Genomic DNA, 17,748 nt, shown 5'->3' with positions numbered 1-17,748 from the left:
GCTAATATTATCCTTAAGTAAATAATTTAATAATAGTATGAAAGAAATAGCTTTAGCTTCTAGTAATAAAGGCAAAATTAAAGAATTTACTAATATGTTTAAGCAAAAGAATATTAAGATTATCCCTCAAACATATTTTAATGTTCCTGATGCTGATGAAGTTGGACTTAGCTTTATTGAGAACGCTATTTTAAAAGCAAGAAACTGCGCCAAACATACAGGTCTAGCTACGATTGCTGATGATTCAGGGCTTGAAGTATTTTCTTTAAACGGTGAGCCTGGAATCTATTCAGCAAGATATTGTGGAGAACATGGTAACAATAAGGCTAATATACAAAAATTACTAGCTAAATTAGCTGGTAATGATAATAGGAACGCTAGATTTGTTTGTGCCCTAGCGTATGTAGAGCATGAACTTGACCCAACCCCAATTTTAGCATATGGTTTTTTAGCGGGACAGATAGCTTATCAAAATAGTGGTTCAAATGGTTTTGGTTATGATCCTATATTCGTATTGCCACAATTGCAAAAAACCTTAGCTGAAATCTCTGAAATAGATAAAAATCAAATAAGCCATAGAGCCATTGCACTTCATAAAATGGTACAACTACTACTAGAAAACTAAATTTTACCAATTCAGATTATATAAATTTATATGTTATGTGCTAAAATATACAAATAATTCTTATCAAGAATATAACTATTAACTTTAGGTTTAAAGAGTGGAACAGTTAAAAAAATTCTTTTATGTTTTTCTAGCTCACATATACTCGAGTTTATTTATCGTATATATACCTTTTCTATATGTAAAAAAATTTAAAAGAAGCTTTAAAAATATCAATTATAGAAAAAGATGGGCTGAAAGATTCGCACAAACTAGCTTTCGATTTGACAGCAGCATATGGATACATTCAGTATCAGTTGGTGAAACTATTTCTGCCGCGCCACTAGTAAAAAAATTACTAAAGAATTTTCCTTATGAGAATTTTGTTATAACCACAACTACACCAACTGGTAGTGATGTTGTAAGTAGTTTATATAGTAAATATTCAAATGTACATCATATGTATATCCCTTATGATATAATTCCATTTGTTAATAGTTTTTTTGTTAAAGTCAATCCTAAAATTTTTATAATTATTGAAACAGAAATTTGGCCAAATATTCTAAATAAATGTTTTGTTGAGAAAGTTCCTGTAATAATAACAAATGCCAGACTATCAAAAAAATCAATGAGAAACTATACTAAAATTCCTTTTGGTAAGGAATTTCTATTTAAGAATCTCTCTCACATCAATGCTCAGACTGAGAAAGATGCCAAGAGATTTTATTCTTTGGGAGTAAATAAAAACAATATTTCTGTAACAGGAAACTTGAAATACAATCTTATCACTCCAGAAAACCTTGAAAATAAAATGCATAGCATCAAAGATAGTTTAGAAGTTAGACCAACATGGATCGCAGGCAGTACTCATCAAGGCGAGGAAGAAATAATACTTGAAGCACATAAACAAATCTTAAAAATACGTCCAAACTGTTTATTAATATTAGTTCCAAGACATAAAGAACGCTTTCAGAAAGTAGAAAAGCTAATCTCTAATAATTCTTTGACATACCAAAAAAGAAGTTCTTTAGAATGTCAAATTTCTAGTCACACTCAAGTATATTTAGGCGATACAATGGGTGAACTGCTACATCTTTATTACATTGCAGATATAACTTTCGTTGGCGGAACTTTAATAGATAATGGTGGACATAATTTACTTGAGCCAGCTGCACTAGCAAAACCGATTTTAAGCGGCACAAGTCTCTATAATTTTAGTCAAATATCCAAAGAACTAATTCGCAATAAAGCTCTAACTCGTGTAAGAAGTCAACAAGAGCTTGTAAATAACATCCTCAAAATATTAGAAGATAAACAACTATCACAACAGATGTCTTCAGGCGCGCTTAAAACCTTTAAAGCGCACAGTGATGTGCTTGAAAAGCAGTATAATAATATCGTAAAATTTTTATGAGTAGTGAAAAGATAATAAAAGATTTCGAAATTTTTGCTGAAAATGTATTTACTCAGTTTGGATGCATATCCAAAACATTACTAAGTGCGATGCATTATAGTTTTTTTAGTGGTGGTAAAAGAATAAGAGCACAGTTTGTTTATGTAATTGGTGAGGCGTTAGCTATTGATAAAGCAAACTGTGATAAAATTGCTTTTGCAGTAGAATCTATCCATACATACTCGCTAATACATGATGATCTTCCTGCTATGGATAATGATAGACTGCGTAGGGGCAAACCGACTTGTCATATCAAATTTAACGAGGCTACTGCAATATTAGCAGGTGATGCCTTACAATCTTTAGCTTTTGAAATATTACAAGAGATCAACTGTCCAGATATAGATAAATTAAGAAAAATGAATAAATTCTTTGCTCAATGCTGTGGTGCTAGTGGCATGGTTGGCGGTCAACAGCTAGATATTGAGGGTGAGAATAAAAAACTTATGCTTAATGAATTAGAGATATTACATACTAACAAAACTGCAAAAATGTTTAGAGCATGCATAGTTTTACCTTATATTCTATCACAAAATCAAAATAACAAAAAAGAAGATTTATTAATAAGGTTATCAGACTTAATAGGTTTATGCTTTCAGATCAAAGATGATATTTTAGACGTCACGAAGACAACTACTGAGCTAGGAAAAACTAGTGCTAAGGATATAGATGCTAATAAATCAACATATGTGTCATTAATGGGATTGGAAGGCGCAAATAAATATTTAGTAAATAAAAAAAATGAAATCAATCAAATTATCAATAAGCTCAAAAATAACAACATTAGCTCAATCAAACTTGAAAAACTTATTGATTTAGTTATTAATAGAAACTGTTAGTTATTTTTGCTACAATTCCGTAAGTTTATTGAAAAGTTAATTTAAAATGCAAACCCTACAAAAAATATATGCTTGGCTAGTGCACCTTTTTACATCATTAGGTGCTGTATTTGGTATCTTAGCTATTATATTTTCAATAGAAGCTGCCAAAACAATTGTATTAGGTCAAACAAATCTACATCACTACTATATTAAGCTTTCAATGTTTAGCATTATAATAGCGATATTTATTGACTCAATAGATGGTAGTCTAGCGAGATTGGTTGATATCAAAAAACTTGCTCCTCTAGATGGCTCACTTCTTGATAATATTATAGACTTTACGACATATTCAATTGTTCCTTGCATTTGGATATATGTGTCTGCAATAGTAAGCCAACAATGGCTAATTCCGATAATAATAATGATAACTATTTCTTCTTCTTATCAATTCTGTCAACTAAATGCAAAAACTAATGATCATTTTTTTGTCGGCTTTCCAAGTTACTGGAATGTTATAGTAATGTATATGCTGTGTTTTCAGTCAAGTCAATTGATTAATGAAATAACGATAATAATATTATCAATATTCTCTTTTATACCGATAAAATATATATACTTATCAAGAACTGAGCATATTAGTAAGAGTAAATTTGTCAAAACATTTACGTTTATTTTAACAATGTTAGTGGCTATCGTAACTTTCTTAGCAGTACTACTTTACCCGCTAAAAACACCAACACCTCTGATAACAATAATATTAATGTTCTCAATATTTTATATATTTTTTAGTCTAAAGCTAAATTTTAAACCTGTAAAAAGCTAATCTGTTTACCTTTTAATCACTTCTATATGATAATATAATTAACTAAGTTAAGCTGTTTTTCTAATTCTATATGAAAGTTTTAAGACAAGATGAGCGCCAAAAGCTATTTTTAGAAAATATTTTTCCATATAAACATAAAATTCCACGCAATGTATATGAAAAACAAAAGCATTACCTACAAATAGAACTATTAAAATTTCAAAAGTGGGTAAAAGAAAATAATAAAAAAGTTCTAGTCATTTTTGAAGGGAGAGATGCCGCTGGTAAGGATGGAACTATAAAAAGAATGATGGAACATCTCAATCCACGTGGTGCTAAGGTAATTGCCCTAGAGAAATCATCAGAACGAGAGAGAAATCAATGGTACTTCCAAAGATACATAGAACACCTACCATCTGGGGGGGAAATAGTACTTTTTGATAGATCTTGGTATAATCGTGCTGGAGTTGAAAGAGTTATGGGGTTCTGTACTGAAAGGGAATATTTTTTATTCCTAGAACAGGCTCCTCAACTAGAAAAAATGCTAGTTGATAGTGGTACTATGATAATAAAGTTTTGGTTCTCAGTCAGCCAAAAGGAACAAAAAAATAGATTTGCTGCCAGAGAAAGTCACCCTTTAAAACAATGGAAACTTAGCCCAATAGATAAAGCGTCTTTAGATAAATGGGATGACTATACTGAAGCTAAAGAAAGAATGTTTATATATACGGACAAACCATATGCACCATGGGTAATCGTTAAATCTGATGATAAAAAACGCGCCCGACTAAATGCAATAAGATATATACTTAATAACGCTGAGTATGACAATAAAGATCATGAAATAGCAATCCCACCTGATCCTCTTATCGTAGGCACATCTTCAAAAATATATAAATAACAATCTAAAACAAAAATATCTCTTGACTAACAACCTTATTTAAAATACAATCATGCCTAATGGGCCTATAGCTCAGTTGGTTAGAGCGCCGGACTCATAATCCGTAGGTCGTAGGTTCAAGTCCTACTGGGCCCACCAAACATATTTCTCATAATACTGTTACGATATCATAAATCAAATAATAACGATGTTTTGATATATCTTTATTGTATCAAATTGTGTGTTATTTAGATTTATTTAATCCTTGATAGTATAGTAGAGTATATTGCAGTGTACATTTAAGAGTACGTGTACCCATTTTCAATGTACACTCATAGCCTAAAATAAGTAATCAAAGAATATTTAAACATATCTTTGATAGATTCATCGCTCACAGCTACTTATCTAACTCTGCTAGCAAGGATGATATTAAATAAAGCTCATTTAAATTTTAAAAAATAATATTTCATGTTAATTTTTCTCAATATTTTTAATTTTTACTGTAGTTACTGTAGTGATTTAAAATGTAAAGCAGCTAATAATACAATATAAAGATAATTAATATGCTACTATTAAAGTAGATTACTAAATTACTAAGCACTTTCTAGGTTAGCTACCAAAAGAGTGTTTAATCTATTAGTTACCAAATTTGTACTTCAATAGTTTTTGTCAGTAGTAACCAGCAGCTTGAGAAACTCTATTTTCCCTTTTCTAAATTAAATATCTAGAAAACAATTATAAAGTATTTATTTATAAAAAAATCTAAATACTAACTATGATACAGGATTGAATTCAGGCTTATTCCATACCTCTTCGTTTGACAAATCAGTTTGTATATAAAACTCTATTATCTCTCCATTTTCCTCAACTACAGCAACTTTAAATCCTTCTATAGGAAAATAAGGTTCTAAAAGAACATTTTTATACTTAATCACACTATATAAATCTATTATTTTATAAGCTATATGAGGTAGTGTCTGGATTAATTTATTTAATGGGCGGTTTGGTATAAAACGATAATTGAGTAAATCTTTTATTGTATTCTGCCTGTGGAAGTTCACCACCTGAGTGATATATCCATATTAGGACTGACTATAGCGCTCTCCAGGTTGTGTTTCAGTTACAGGAATCCCCGCATGGTGGATATTAGTATTTCATAACTGTTTATCCATATTTTTTATTTATATCTAAAGAAAAATTATTAATTATATTTAATCAAATTATATCCATGCTTTATAAATCTTTGGTTTATAATAACGGAAACATAAAAGATTAATAAATATGTTAAATTATTCACAATTAAGATATATAAAAGTTGCAGAATATTTAAGTTATAAATAAGCTAGTGATTAACTTTGTATTTCAACTACAGCTAAACATGGAAAATAACACCTTTTGGTATAATAATGTTTGATAAATGCCAGAGTTTACTTAAAGAAGGTAAATAATCTTCAAAAATTTCTAGAATCTAGACAAAAAACTCCCTAGGGTAAATTAACTGTATGTATTAGTATCAAAGATTTTAGCTAAAGAACTAATCTTAAAGCATCTAACTAAGTTGATTTTATAAATAAATATCCTCTAATTGATTGAGTGTAAACTAATATTTCTGAACAAGATAGTGATTTAGCAAAAAGCAATATTGATATAATATTAGGTTTTACTCAAATTATCCCTATTACTGATAACCTTGAATATAGAAAATGCAACCCATATCAAATATATTATGTGCCTAACCTAATTTAATTTTAAAATATGGTACTACGCCAAATACAATAAAAAATTTACTCAATTATCGATTTATATCATATAGCCTAAGAAAGCTATAGACAAAGCTATCCTTAGAAAATGGAACTTATATATTGTTTCCCATACCAATATTTATGGATGACTTTAATGAATTTAATCAAGCCTATAAAAATTAGATTAGATTTTTTAAAAAATGGGTGATGGCGTAGTTGAAAATATAATAAAAGATGGAGATCTAATACAAATTCTTCCTGATGTAAAGTTTAAGAAATTATGAGATATATTATTTTTTTATCAAAATTACGGATATGACTTACCAAAAACAAAATCTTTTTTAGATTTTTATTGTTATAAAATTGCCGCTAAATAGTTTTGTTTGTCTTTTTTAGTAAGTCTAACTTTATGCTCGTTCATTAACGTACCATGAAAATACTTAGCTAAATCTTCTAAAACATCTAGCATTAATTCATAGCATGTTTTAACATCATAATCGATACTGGCAAGTTTTCTATAATTCATTACAGCGATAATACCAGTTATAGTACCATCCGTAGCACTAAAAAACTCTTGCTCTTGGTTATCAGGTAAAATGCTAAATATAACATCCTTATAATTAACCTTTTGGAAAACCTTGGTATCAGTATATTTCACCCCATAGTACTTTAAAAATGCGGCTAAGTCTTTTATTTGAATTGCTTCAATCGCTTCAAAGTAAAGTAGTAAAAAACCATCTCTTAAGAGAGGATATTCACGCTGAACATCTTCAATATTAGCAGCATATTCTGAGAAACTTTTAGCTTGATTTATAAGCTCTTTAGTATTACTTTGTTCAATATTTCTAAGTATTTCTACTTGTTTTAGACGCAAACTTTTACGATATAAATCTATTATGATCAATATCACCAAAACTAAAACTAATGCCAGTATTATTGTCATTTACCTAACACCTATAATGTTTTCATATCCATGTATTATATCTCTAAAGACTATAAAAATTAATTTTTTTCTATCATAGTATCTAATACTTCGATGATCTTACTCTCAGTATCTATAACCATTTCTGTATGAATTTTTTCAAATTCTTTTACTATATAATCGTTGCGCTTTTTATCATCAAACAATCTTTTTAATTCACTAAATAAATTATTTACCGTACAGTCTTCTTGTATTAATTCTTTCACAATTTCGCTTTTGTGCAAGATATTAGGAAAAGCCCAATAACTATGGTTACTAATAAACATTTTACCAATAAAAGCTGAAAGCCATGATAATTTATAACCTACAACCATAGGTAGTTTACATAGCATAGCCTCAAATGTTGCTGTTCCTGATGCTAATAAACTCAAATCAGACGCTTTTAAAACCTCATGCGAACTTGCTTCAAAAACTTCAATCCCTAGATCATCAATTTGCTCCTTATATTTAACAAATAGTGTTTTTAATGATGACTTAGCTAAAGGCATAATAGCCTTAAATTTATACCCAGCATCTACTAATTTCTGTAATGCTGTCAAAAATAATGGTAACAGCCTTGTAACTTCTGTAGTACGACTTCCTGGTAAAACTGATAATATTGGCAAAGAATTATTTTCTAAACCAAGTTTTTCTCTATACTTAGCCCTGTCAATATGTATTGGAATATTCTTAGCTAATGGGTGGCCAACATATATAACTTCAAAATCATGCTTTTTTTTATAGTATTCAACTTCAAAAGGCAAAATCGCTAATATCTTGTCAGTTGCTTTGCGTATTTTTTTGATACGATATTCGCGCCAAACCCATATTTTAGGACTTACATAATGTATAGTCTTAATACCAGCAGCTCTTAATTCTTTTTCAACCGTAAGATTAAAATCAGGGGCATCTATACCTATAAATATATCAGGTTTATTTTGCTTAAAATAATTGATAATTTTGCTACGAATACTTAATATGCGCAGACCCTTTGAAATAATTTCTAATAAACCAATTAATGATAGTGCATCCATTGGGTAGAGGCTTTTAAAACCAGCTGCTGCCATTTTAGGGCCACCGATACCCTCAATTGTTGCATCAGGATATCTTAGCTTTAAAACCTTAACTAGTGTGCCACCCAATTGATCACCTGAGAGCTCTCCGGCTACAATACCTATTCTCACTATCTTAGTATACCTCTTCGCGAAGTACTAATCACATCAACAAAAGGCTCTAAAACTTTGTCTTCTTTAGCCATATCTTTGATTATCTCAAAAGCTTCTTTCATCATTAAACCTTTGCGATATAACACCTTGTAAACTTCTTTGATTTTTTTCATTTCTTCAGGTGTAAAGCCACGACGCTTTAAGCCTTCAGTATTTATACCACAAGGAGTTGAGCCAGCATTCACAGCAGTAACCATTAGATATGGAGGTACATCCTTACCAATTAGTGCTGCATGAGCAATAAAAGCATGTTTACCGACTCTACAAAATTGATGAATACCAACATTAGAACTTAAGATTGCATAATCATCAATATGCACATGTCCAGCTAAACCAACACCGTTAACCAAATTTATATAACTACCTATTTTACAATCATGACCAATATGCACATAGCACATAATAATGTTGTTATTACCAACTGACGTAATTCCAGTTTCTTTTGCGGTTCCACCATGAATGGTTGCACATTCTCTGATAATATTATTATCACCAATCACAACCTGAGAAAAATCGCCTTTTTTATATGTATAATCAATTGGATCATCACCGATTGAAGCATACTGAAAAATCTGATTATTTTTACCTATAACAGCATTACCACCAATTGTTACATGGCTTTTTAACTCAGTATTCTCACCAATAACAACATTTTTTCCAATAACACAGAATGGCCCTATTATAGCAGTATCGGCTATTTTGGCACTCTCATGTACTACTGCCAAACTATGTATCACGATTAATAGTCCTTATATGCTGCCATTAATTCAGCTGAACAAACAACTTGTCCACCAACTTTCGCTACTGACTCTGCAGTGCAAATGATATTTTTTTGTTTTACCATGCGTGACTCAATCACTAACACATCACCTGGTACAACAGGTTTTTTAACCCTTACCTTATCAATACCAGCTAGCATAAACGTTCTTCTACCACCGCCAGCTTTCTCAACCACATGAGCAAACAATGTTTCTGCCATTAATTCACCAAGTATTGCTGTTGCTTGGGCCATTGCTTCAACTATTAATACACCAGGCATAACTGGGAAATCAGGAAAGTGCCCGTTAAAAAAATCCTCATTTATAGTGACATTTTTTTGTGCAACAATAGTTCTATCTTCAATACTCCAATCAACGATCTTATCCAAAAGTGCAAAAGGATATCTATGAGGTAAGATTTTTCTAATTCCCATTACATCTATCTGTTTATTATTTTCATTAAACTGACTCATTAAATAATCCTTACTTATTTAATTTTTCTTCTAGTTGTCTTACTTTTGTAATTAGAATATCAATCTTAGCTAGTTTAGCCACAAACCTACCCCATTGGATCCTAGGTTTAGCTTCAAACGCAGCATAGTACATTCCTGGCTTAGTAATCGACTTACCAATATTAGATGCGCCACCTATGATAGTGTTATCACAAATACTGATGTGCCCAGTTATAGCTGACTGACCTCCAATAAGACAGTTATCACCAATCTTTGTACTACCTGCAACAGCTGTAACACTAGCTATGGCGGTATTTCCACCGATAACTACATTATGAGCTATCTGTACTAAATTATCAATACGTGCACCCTTTTTAATTATCGTATCATCAATAGCCCCTCTATCAACAGTTGTTCCTGAACCAATCTCAACATCATCTTCGATAATTACTCTACCTAGTTGAGGAATCTTAGTCCAACTACCATCTTCATCTCTTGCATTACCAAAACCGTCACAACCAATTACAGCATTTTGATGAATAATACATCCAGTACCAATTACAACATCATGAGCAATAGATACATTATTCTTAATAAAAGTATCATTACCTATTTTAGTGCCATTATCAATAGTTGCACAGGCACCTATGCAGACATTATCACCGATAATTACATTTTCTCCAATAACCGCATTAGCTCCTATAGTGACATTTTCACCAATTACAGCACTTACAGCTACAACAGCTTTACTATGAATTTTACCATCTGGACACGGGGATTTATCAAATAGTTCCATAACCTTTGCTAAAGCCATATAAGGATTTGATAACACTATTGCGTTTGTATTACAGTATTCTAATGCCTCTTCTGTAATTAAAACTGCTGATGCTTTTGTCTCGGATAATGCCTTTAAATACTTAGGGTTAGTACAAAAAGAAATATCGCCTTCACCAGCTTGTGATAGTGTAGCAATCTTATTTATCTCGATACTTTTATTGCCCTTGACTTCACCATCAAGCTTTGATGCTAGAAAATCTAAAGTATACATTAATAAAACTCCCTAGGATTATTCAGAGTCCTTATTCATCAATTCAATAACTTGGTTTGATATATCATCAATATTATTGACATAAGCTAATGCCTGTGTTGTAAGCACTATGTTATATTTTTTTTGCTTAGCAATTATCTGTACAGCCTTATCAAATGAAGCTTGAAATTTTTTTGATAGCTTATCTTTTGCCATATACTCTTTTTGCTGCAAGATTCGTGCTTTTTCAGCAAAGTTTTGTTGTTCTTGTTGGATTTGCTGCTGTTTCTTATCTAATTCACTTTTAGTCATAGTTGCAGAATTATCTTGTAAAGCTTTCATCTTCTGCATAATATTTTCTTGTTCTTGCTTAAGCTTAGTAGCATCTGGCTTAAGATCATTTTCAAGTTTTTTGACGCTAACAGAGCCTAAATCAGAATCATTGAAGATCTCAACTGGATTAACTACAGCTATTTTAGTGTCTGCATACGCTACTGCGGTAAATGCACTTGCCAAAACGCATATTGATAAAGCAATTTTTTTCATTTATAAGATCTCCCCTAAATTTATATAATTATTTAATAATGTATTCTAACACAATATTACCAAAGTTGTTAAACCGTTTTAGGTACCAGATACAATTAAACCTAGTTTTTTATATAAGAAAATAACATGTCTATTTTAGAAGTTTTGTCCTAATGAAAATTGGAATACTTGAGTTATATCACCTTTTTGCACATTAAATGGCTGAGCAAATGACACAGCTAATGGTCCCATTGGCGAAGCCCATCTAAACTCAACACCAATAGAGTATTTCAAATTAGAAAATGAAGGTACAGTTTCTTGCTTTGGTTGAGCGGCTACTACCCCATTTAAATTATAAGTTGTATATGTATTACCTATATCGAAAAATGCTCCTATCCTCATCTTAGAACTATCCTTAATAAAAGGTATAGGAAACAATAAATCATAGTTATTATAAATATTAAGGTTACCACCAATTGATTTACCTGTAGAACCATCTATTAAGTTAATATCACGTGGACCAAGTGAACCTTGTAGGAAACCACGTACGCTTCCCCAACCACCACCATAGAAGTTCTCGTAGAAAGGTAGTTCTTTTGTTTTACCAAAACCGCCACCATATTGAACTCCAGCTCTAATAGTTAGCGCTGACATATCAGTATTTGGCACGGCTATATTATAAGTACCTCCAACTTCTACCTTATATGCATTAATATTACTAATAACTGGAATGTTAACAGATCCATTTAAATTTAATGATCCTCCATCTGTAGCAAAAATATATTTATTTGAGTTATCGTAACTCCAACCTGCTGTCAATGCAGGCTCATTAAAGTTGTTTCTACCACCTTGTTGTTTGATAAACCATTGTACAATTGAAGACTGATAACCAGTTGATTGCTTAACTGTATTATTAGCAAAAGTTATACCTGCTGAAACATTACTAAACGTTGATATAGGTAAACCATACATCAATCTTGCACCAATCGTATTTAACTGATACGCAACAACAGCATTTGTCTTAGCAAAGTTTGATCTATTTACATATGCAGAAATACTTTGGCTAATTCCTGTAGTAGTAAAAAATGGATCAATATAACTTACATCTAATTGTTGGAATGGGATCGAAAGCTGCGCATTAACATTAAAAGTATTGCCAGTACCAAAAACGTTAGGCATATTTAGCCTACCGCCTATCATAAAACCATACAAATCCGAGAATCCTAAGCTTCCCCTTATTGAATTAGCATTCCTCTCTTTGATATTATAGTTCACATCAACCAAATCATCAGATCCTACAACAGGAACAAGCTCCATATCCGCTGAGCCAACATATGGCAATTGGTCTAACCTTCTTTGAGACTTATCTATTGCTTCCTTATTATATTGACTTTGCTCATAATATTGTAATTGGCGACGAAATACATAATCATTAGTTACATTATTGCCAAAGAAATTTACTCTATTTACATAAACTTTCTTCCCAGCATCGACAACAATCTTAAAAGAAACTATACGATTATTCTTATCAACCGTAGGAATAGGATTAACTGTAGCAAAAGCATATCCTTTACTACCTAGCAGAGTCTTTATACCCTCAACTGTATCAACTAGTTTAGATTTTGAGAACACTTCACCTTTTTTTATCTTTACCAAAGATTGTAACTCTGATTTCGGTAAAATAAACTTACCAGTTAAAGAAACATTACCAACTCTATAAATTTGTCCTTCCACAACATCAAAAGTAATGTATGAATGCTCATGGTCTTTGGACATTGATGCTTGTTTCGATGTAACATTAAAATCTAAATAACCTCTATCTAAATAATAGTTTGTTATGCCCTGGACAGACTGACTCATACCATCTGGTGAATAACTATCAAAAGATGACAAAAAACCCCATAAATTCCATATCGAAGGCACTTGAAATGCAACACTGGTATATAAGTCAGCATCATCAAAATTTTTATTACCAACAAAGTTTATCGAATCAACAGTTGCAGGTTTACCCTCTTGAAAGTTTATATTTATATCAATCCTATTATTTGGTAGTTTCCTGATGTTTTCTTGTATTTTTGCACCATATAAACCCATCATAGAGTACTGATTAAGCAAAGATTGCTTAATCAAAAACATCGTATTAGGATTATAAACATTACCTACATATATACCCTCATCAGTAAAAACTTTCTCAAGATTACCTTTACTAAGTTTTTTATTACCACTAAAACTAAACCCTGCTATAATCGGTCTTTCTTTGACATTAATAAAAAGATTACTTCCTTTACGATATAAATCAACACTATTAAAAAATCCGGTACCATAAAGATTGTTAATAATCTGATTTGTATCTTCAGGTGTAATGTAGCTTCCTTTCTTATAACCAATACGGCTCTTAACTACATCACTCTGTAAGCCCTCTAATCCATTAATACATACATTATTTAATATAAAGCTGTCATTATCAGCCCAGCCATTAAATGCAATACACATAAGAAGAGAGGCTAATACAAACTTCTTTCTCAAAAAAAACACTCAATTTACCCCAAAACAGAATCCACATACTCACGAGTTTTTCTATCTATTTCAAAAACTTCTTCTATATTTCTTGGATTCTCAAAATTTAACTCTTTTGTTACTTTTTTATTTACTTCTACAATCTCTAAATACTTAATCTTTTCATCTAAAAATGCTGCTACCAGTTCTTCATTAGCGGCATTAAAAACTATATTAGCGGCATAATTTTTATTCTGTAAGTTCTCAAATACAATCTTCAATGCTTCAAATCTTTCAAAACATACATTTCTAAAGGTCAATTCACACTTTGTAAAATCAAGCTTAGCGACTTGTGTTTCACCCCTAAGAGGATAGTATAAGGCGTTTGCTATAGGCGTTTTCATATCTTGTACTCCTAAGTGAGCCAAATAACTACCATCAATATATCTCACCATTGAGTGAATTACACTCTGAGGATGAATTAGAACACTTATTTTGTCAGCTATGACACCAAAAAGCCAATATGCTTCGATAACCTCTAGAGCTTTATTTACCATTGTTGATGAATCAACAGAAATTTTGCGTCCCATTTGCCAGTTAGGATGAGCACATGCCTGCTCATGTGTTACATCAATTAGCTCATGCAACTGTTTATCTCTAAAAGGTCCTCCAGATGCTGTCAAAATTATTTGGTCAATATCTTTGGCATATCGCTTATTAGCATTATCTATACATTGGAATATTGCATTATGCTCACTATCTACAGGTATAAGTTGAGCATTATTTTTTATAACCTCATCTACCAATAAGTGCCCTGCCGTTACTAACGATTCTTTGTTAGCAAGCAAAATTTTCTTACCTGCTTTGGCTGCTGCAAAAGTTGGCCTAAGCCCTGCAATACCAACTATAGCAGACATAACTATATCAACCTCTGGCAAACTGGATACTTTCTCAAGCCCCTGTTCTGCTATCAAAATATCAACATTAGCAACTAATGATTGTAACTTTTCTTTTTTTGCTAAATTGGGAACTACAGCAAACTTAGGCTTAAACTCTTGGCATAGCTTTGCCAGTTTCTCAATATTACTAAATGCTGTTAAAGCAAAAACTTCAAAATCATTACTCTCTCTAATAACAGCTAAAGTGCTATCACCTATTGACCCTGTAGCTCCTAGTATGGTAATCTTAACTCTTCTAAACATACCAACTATTCACTATGTGTAGTATCATCAGAAGATTCTATACCTTCATTATTTTCAACATCATCCTGCTTAACTACTTTTAAGCTAATAAGTTTTTCATTATTTCTCAGATTAATCAATCTAACACCTTGAGCAGAGCGACTGCATTCTCTAACCTCATCAGAAGATGTTCTTACCAAAGTGCCATTATCAGTAATCATCACAATATCTTCATCATTCTCAACTAAAACAGCTACTACAACCTTACCATTACGCTGCGATGTTGATATAGCTATCACACCCTGGCTAGCACGCTTAGTTTTACGATATTCACAGACTGCTGTTCTCTTACCATAACCATTTTCTGTAGCTGCTAAGACAATCCCATCATCTGCATTTGTTACAAGCATTGAAACTATCTTTTGATCAGACTGAATACGCATACCAATTACTCCAGCTGCTGAACGACCCATAGCCCTCACATTAGATTCATCAAAACGGATTGCTTTACCTGCATCAGAGAACATCATAATCTGCTTATTACCATCTGTAAGAGCAACGTAAGATAACTCATCACCATCATTTAAGCCAATTGCTATCTTGCCTGTTAAACGCGGTTTAGCAAATTCAGACAGACCAACTTTCTTGACTCTGCCAAGTTTAGTTGCCATAAACACATACCAACCCTCGTTAAACTGAGAAATTGGCATCATTGCAGTTATTCTTTCATCCTTCTCTAGTGGCAAAATATTGTTAATTGGTCTACCCTTAGAAATTCTACTTGAGATTGGGAAATCATAAACTTTTGACCAGTAAACTCGACCTAAACTTGAGAAACACAACATAGTATCATGAGTTGAAGCAAGCATTAACTTAAATATACTATCTTCTTCTTTAGTCTTAGTTGCAGATTTACCAACACCACCACGCTTTTGAACATTATACATACTTAATGGTTGAGTTTTAACATAACCATCCACAGACAAAGTTACAACCATATCTTCTTCTGCAATTAAATCTTCTCTAGTTAGATCTAATCTTGACTCTATAATTTCTGATTTTCTCTGATCGCCATAGTTATCTCTAATTTCAATAAGCTCCTCTTTAACAACATGAATAAGCTCATTGACATCGCTCAAAATACTAATTAAATATTTAATTCTATTAATGAGCTCTTTGAATTCATTGACAATCTTATCTTGCTCTAACCCAGTTAATCTGTGTAGTCTCAAAGCAAGTATTGCATCCGCTTGCTCCTCAGTTATATTATATGAAGCATCAGCTTGGATACCATAGTGAGACGCTAAAGTTTCTTTACGATACATTTTGACATCCACACCATCTAGCATACTCTTAACCATAGAACCATTCCATGATCTAGTAAGCATAGACTCTTTTGCATCAGCCGGTGAAGGAGATGCCTTGATAAGCTCAATCATCTCATCAATATTTGCTAACGAAAGCAACAGCCCTTCTAGTATATGAGCTCTTTCTTTTGATTTTCTCAGCTCAAAAATTGTTCTTCGAGTTACAACTTCTTTTCTATGCTTAATAAACTGTTCTAGAATTTCTTTGAGGTTTAGTAGCTTAGGCTTGTTATCACTAAGAGCAACCATATTAATACCAAAACTACATTGTAATTGTGTTTGGGTATATAAAGTATTTAGGACAACCTCAGGTGACTCATCTCTTTTCAGATCAATTACAACACGAATACCATCTTTATCAGACTCATCTCTAAGTTCTGAAATACCTGTTACTTTCTTATCTTTAACAAGCTCAGCAATCTTCTCTACAAGCTTAGCTTTATTTACTTGGTAAGGTATTTCTGTGACCACTATTTGTGATTTACCAGATGCTTCATCTTTATGAATATTAGCTTTAGCACGCATAATTACGCGCCCTCTACCTGTCTTATACGCCTCTAGTATTTCATCTGTACCATTAATGTATGATCCAGTAGGAAAATCAGGTGCAGGAATATATTCGATAAGCTCTTCTATAGTTAAGTTAGAATTATCAATAAGAGCTATAGTACCATTGATAACCTCTGTCATATTATGAGGTGGAATATTAGTCGCCATACCAACAGCGATACCTGATGAACCGTTTACCAAAAGATTTGGAACTTTTGTGGGCAAAACATCCGGAACTAACTCAGTATTATCATAATTAGGTGAAAAATCTACAGTTTCTTTATCTATATCGATTAAAAGCTCGTGCGTTAGTTTCTCCATCCTAATTTCAGTATAACGCATTGCAGCTGGCGAATCGCCATCAACAGAACCAAAGTTACCTTGCCCATCTACCAAAGTATAGCGCAATGAAAAAGGCTGTGCCATCCTAACAATAGTATCATAAACAGCTGTATCACCATGTGGATGATATTTACCTATAACATCACCGACAACCCTTGCAGACTTTTTATATGGCCTATTGTAGTAGTTAGATAACTCATTCATCGCAAAAAGTACACGACGATGGACAGGCTTAAGACCATCACGTACATCTGGCAAAGCACGACCAACAATTACACTCATCGCATAATCAAGATACGATTGTTTTAGTTCTTTTTCGATATTTATAGATGATGATTCTTTCGTGGTTATAGACATTAGTTATCGCTTTTAATCAAGATAAAACATAACCGCTATTTTAACATAACAGATGACAAAAAGCACTCTTTAGCAATCCATTCAAAAACCTTACAAAATCTCACTGCCAAAATATCTTAATTATCACAAATAATAAAATTACACTTATCAATTTTTGATAACTCTTATTAATAACTGATAAGGAAAATCTTGCAAAAAAATCTAT

Annotated in this window: 15 protein-coding genes and 1 tRNA gene; 6 read left to right on the top strand and 10 right to left on the bottom strand. The window is 31.9% G+C overall.

Annotated elements, in window-relative coordinates; all coding sequences use genetic code 11:
- The first annotated feature begins 37 nt into the window (after positions 1-37).
- The 6 genes from rdgB (at position 38) to FSC845_RS03460 (ending at position 4,719) form a co-directional block, all read left to right on the top strand.
- Positions 38-625 carry an RdgB/HAM1 family non-canonical purine NTP pyrophosphatase gene (rdgB, locus tag FSC845_RS03485; protein WP_064460747.1) on the top strand — a complete coding sequence of 196 codons (588 nt, stop codon included), beginning with the start codon at positions 38-40 and terminating at the stop codon, positions 623-625.
- A gap of 97 nt (positions 626-722) precedes the next feature.
- On the top strand, positions 723-2,018 hold the full coding sequence (gene waaA / locus FSC845_RS03480) for a lipid IV(A) 3-deoxy-D-manno-octulosonic acid transferase (protein ID WP_064460746.1): 1,296 nt from the start codon (positions 723-725) through the stop codon (positions 2,016-2,018).
- The gene (locus tag FSC845_RS03475; RefSeq protein WP_064460745.1) at positions 2,015-2,896 is read left to right on the top strand and encodes a polyprenyl synthetase family protein; all 882 of its coding nucleotides are present in this window, start codon (positions 2,015-2,017) and stop codon (positions 2,894-2,896) included. The genes waaA and FSC845_RS03475 overlap by 4 nt, the downstream gene beginning before the upstream one ends.
- A gap of 46 nt (positions 2,897-2,942) precedes the next feature.
- Positions 2,943-3,701 (top strand): CDP-alcohol phosphatidyltransferase family protein, encoded by a 759-nt coding sequence (locus FSC845_RS03470; protein WP_064460744.1) that lies wholly within the window; start codon positions 2,943-2,945, stop codon positions 3,699-3,701.
- 70 nt (positions 3,702-3,771) lie between these two features.
- A complete protein-coding gene (gene ppk2 / locus FSC845_RS03465) occupies positions 3,772-4,581 on the top strand; it encodes a polyphosphate kinase 2 (protein WP_064460743.1) in 810 nt (269 codons plus the stop codon).
- Positions 4,582-4,642: 61 nt separating this feature from the next.
- Positions 4,643-4,719: transfer RNA gene (locus FSC845_RS03460), tRNA-Ile, on the top strand.
- A gap of 614 nt (positions 4,720-5,333) precedes the next feature.
- On the opposite strand, the gene FSC845_RS08765 is transcribed toward FSC845_RS03460, so the two are convergent.
- The 10 genes from FSC845_RS08765 to gyrA form a co-directional block, all read right to left on the bottom strand.
- Positions 5,334-5,495: a hypothetical protein gene (locus FSC845_RS08765; protein ID WP_236940298.1), complete on the bottom strand. Its 162-nt coding sequence runs from the start codon at positions 5,493-5,495 to the stop codon at positions 5,334-5,336.
- Positions 5,496-6,657: 1,162 nt separating this feature from the next.
- Positions 6,658-7,245 carry a cell division protein ZipA C-terminal FtsZ-binding domain-containing protein gene (locus FSC845_RS03450; RefSeq protein ID WP_064460742.1) on the bottom strand — a complete coding sequence of 196 codons (588 nt, stop codon included), beginning with the start codon at positions 7,243-7,245 and terminating at the stop codon, positions 6,658-6,660.
- A gap of 59 nt (positions 7,246-7,304) precedes the next feature.
- Positions 7,305-8,447, bottom strand: coding sequence for a lipid-A-disaccharide synthase (lpxB, locus tag FSC845_RS03445; RefSeq protein ID WP_064460741.1), 1,143 nt, complete (start codon positions 8,445-8,447; stop codon positions 7,305-7,307).
- Complete coding sequence (gene lpxA, locus FSC845_RS03440) at positions 8,447-9,226, bottom strand: acyl-ACP--UDP-N-acetylglucosamine O-acyltransferase (RefSeq protein WP_064460740.1); 780 nt, start codon at positions 9,224-9,226, stop codon at positions 8,447-8,449. Before lpxA ends, lpxB begins: the two co-directional genes overlap by 1 nt.
- A 2-nt stretch (positions 9,227-9,228) precedes the next feature.
- The gene (fabZ, locus tag FSC845_RS03435) at positions 9,229-9,720 is read right to left on the bottom strand and encodes a 3-hydroxyacyl-ACP dehydratase FabZ (protein ID WP_064460739.1); all 492 of its coding nucleotides are present in this window, start codon (positions 9,718-9,720) and stop codon (positions 9,229-9,231) included.
- A gap of 10 nt (positions 9,721-9,730) precedes the next feature.
- A complete protein-coding gene (lpxD, locus tag FSC845_RS03430; RefSeq protein WP_064460738.1) occupies positions 9,731-10,747 on the bottom strand; it encodes a UDP-3-O-(3-hydroxymyristoyl)glucosamine N-acyltransferase in 1,017 nt (338 codons plus the stop codon).
- A gap of 18 nt (positions 10,748-10,765) precedes the next feature.
- Positions 10,766-11,272: an OmpH/Skp family outer membrane protein gene (locus FSC845_RS03425; RefSeq protein WP_064460737.1), complete on the bottom strand. Its 507-nt coding sequence runs from the start codon at positions 11,270-11,272 to the stop codon at positions 10,766-10,768.
- A 135-nt stretch (positions 11,273-11,407) separates the two neighbouring features.
- Positions 11,408-13,786 carry an outer membrane protein assembly factor BamA gene (bamA, locus tag FSC845_RS03420; protein ID WP_064460736.1) on the bottom strand — a complete coding sequence of 793 codons (2,379 nt, stop codon included), beginning with the start codon at positions 13,784-13,786 and terminating at the stop codon, positions 11,408-11,410.
- Positions 13,787-13,791: 5 nt separating this feature from the next.
- Complete coding sequence (dxr, locus tag FSC845_RS03415; protein WP_064460735.1) at positions 13,792-14,949, bottom strand: 1-deoxy-D-xylulose-5-phosphate reductoisomerase; 1,158 nt, start codon at positions 14,947-14,949, stop codon at positions 13,792-13,794.
- A 5-nt stretch (positions 14,950-14,954) separates the two neighbouring features.
- Positions 14,955-17,543, bottom strand: a complete 2,589-nt coding sequence (gyrA, locus tag FSC845_RS03410; RefSeq protein WP_064460734.1) for a DNA gyrase subunit A — start codon at positions 17,541-17,543, stop codon at positions 14,955-14,957.
- Positions 17,544-17,748: the final 205 nt, after the last annotated feature.

The organism is Francisella persica ATCC VR-331 (genome assembly GCF_001653955.1).
Lineage (GTDB): Bacteria > Pseudomonadota > Gammaproteobacteria > Francisellales > Francisellaceae > Francisella > Francisella persica.
The sequence above is the reverse complement of the archived record's forward strand: the minus strand, read 5'-3'. Positions and strand labels throughout refer to the sequence as shown.

What these genes read in the sequence shown, in the direction of transcription:
- rdgB (WP_064460747.1), top strand. Translation starts at nt 38, where the DNA reads ATGAAAGAAATAGCTTTAGCTTCTAGTAATAAAGGCAAAATTAAAGAA.
- FSC845_RS03475 (WP_064460745.1), top strand. Translation starts at nt 2,015, where the DNA reads ATGAGTAGTGAAAAGATAATAAAAGATTTCGAAATTTTTGCTGAAAAT.
- FSC845_RS03470 (WP_064460744.1), top strand. Translation starts at nt 2,943, where the DNA reads ATGCAAACCCTACAAAAAATATATGCTTGGCTAGTGCACCTTTTTACA.
- ppk2 (WP_064460743.1), top strand. Translation starts at nt 3,772, where the DNA reads ATGAAAGTTTTAAGACAAGATGAGCGCCAAAAGCTATTTTTAGAAAAT.
- FSC845_RS03450 (WP_064460742.1), bottom strand. Translation starts at nt 7,245, where the DNA reads ATGACAATAATACTGGCATTAGTTTTAGTTTTGGTGATATTGATCATA.
- fabZ (WP_064460739.1), bottom strand. Translation starts at nt 9,720, where the DNA reads ATGAGTCAGTTTAATGAAAATAATAAACAGATAGATGTAATGGGAATT.
- lpxD (WP_064460738.1), bottom strand. Translation starts at nt 10,747, where the DNA reads ATGTATACTTTAGATTTTCTAGCATCAAAGCTTGATGGTGAAGTCAAG.
- FSC845_RS03425 (WP_064460737.1), bottom strand. Translation starts at nt 11,272, where the DNA reads ATGAAAAAAATTGCTTTATCAATATGCGTTTTGGCAAGTGCATTTACC.
- dxr (WP_064460735.1), bottom strand. Translation starts at nt 14,949, where the DNA reads ATGTTTAGAAGAGTTAAGATTACCATACTAGGAGCTACAGGGTCAATA.
- gyrA (WP_064460734.1), bottom strand. Translation starts at nt 17,543, where the DNA reads ATGTCTATAACCACGAAAGAATCATCATCTATAAATATCGAAAAAGAA.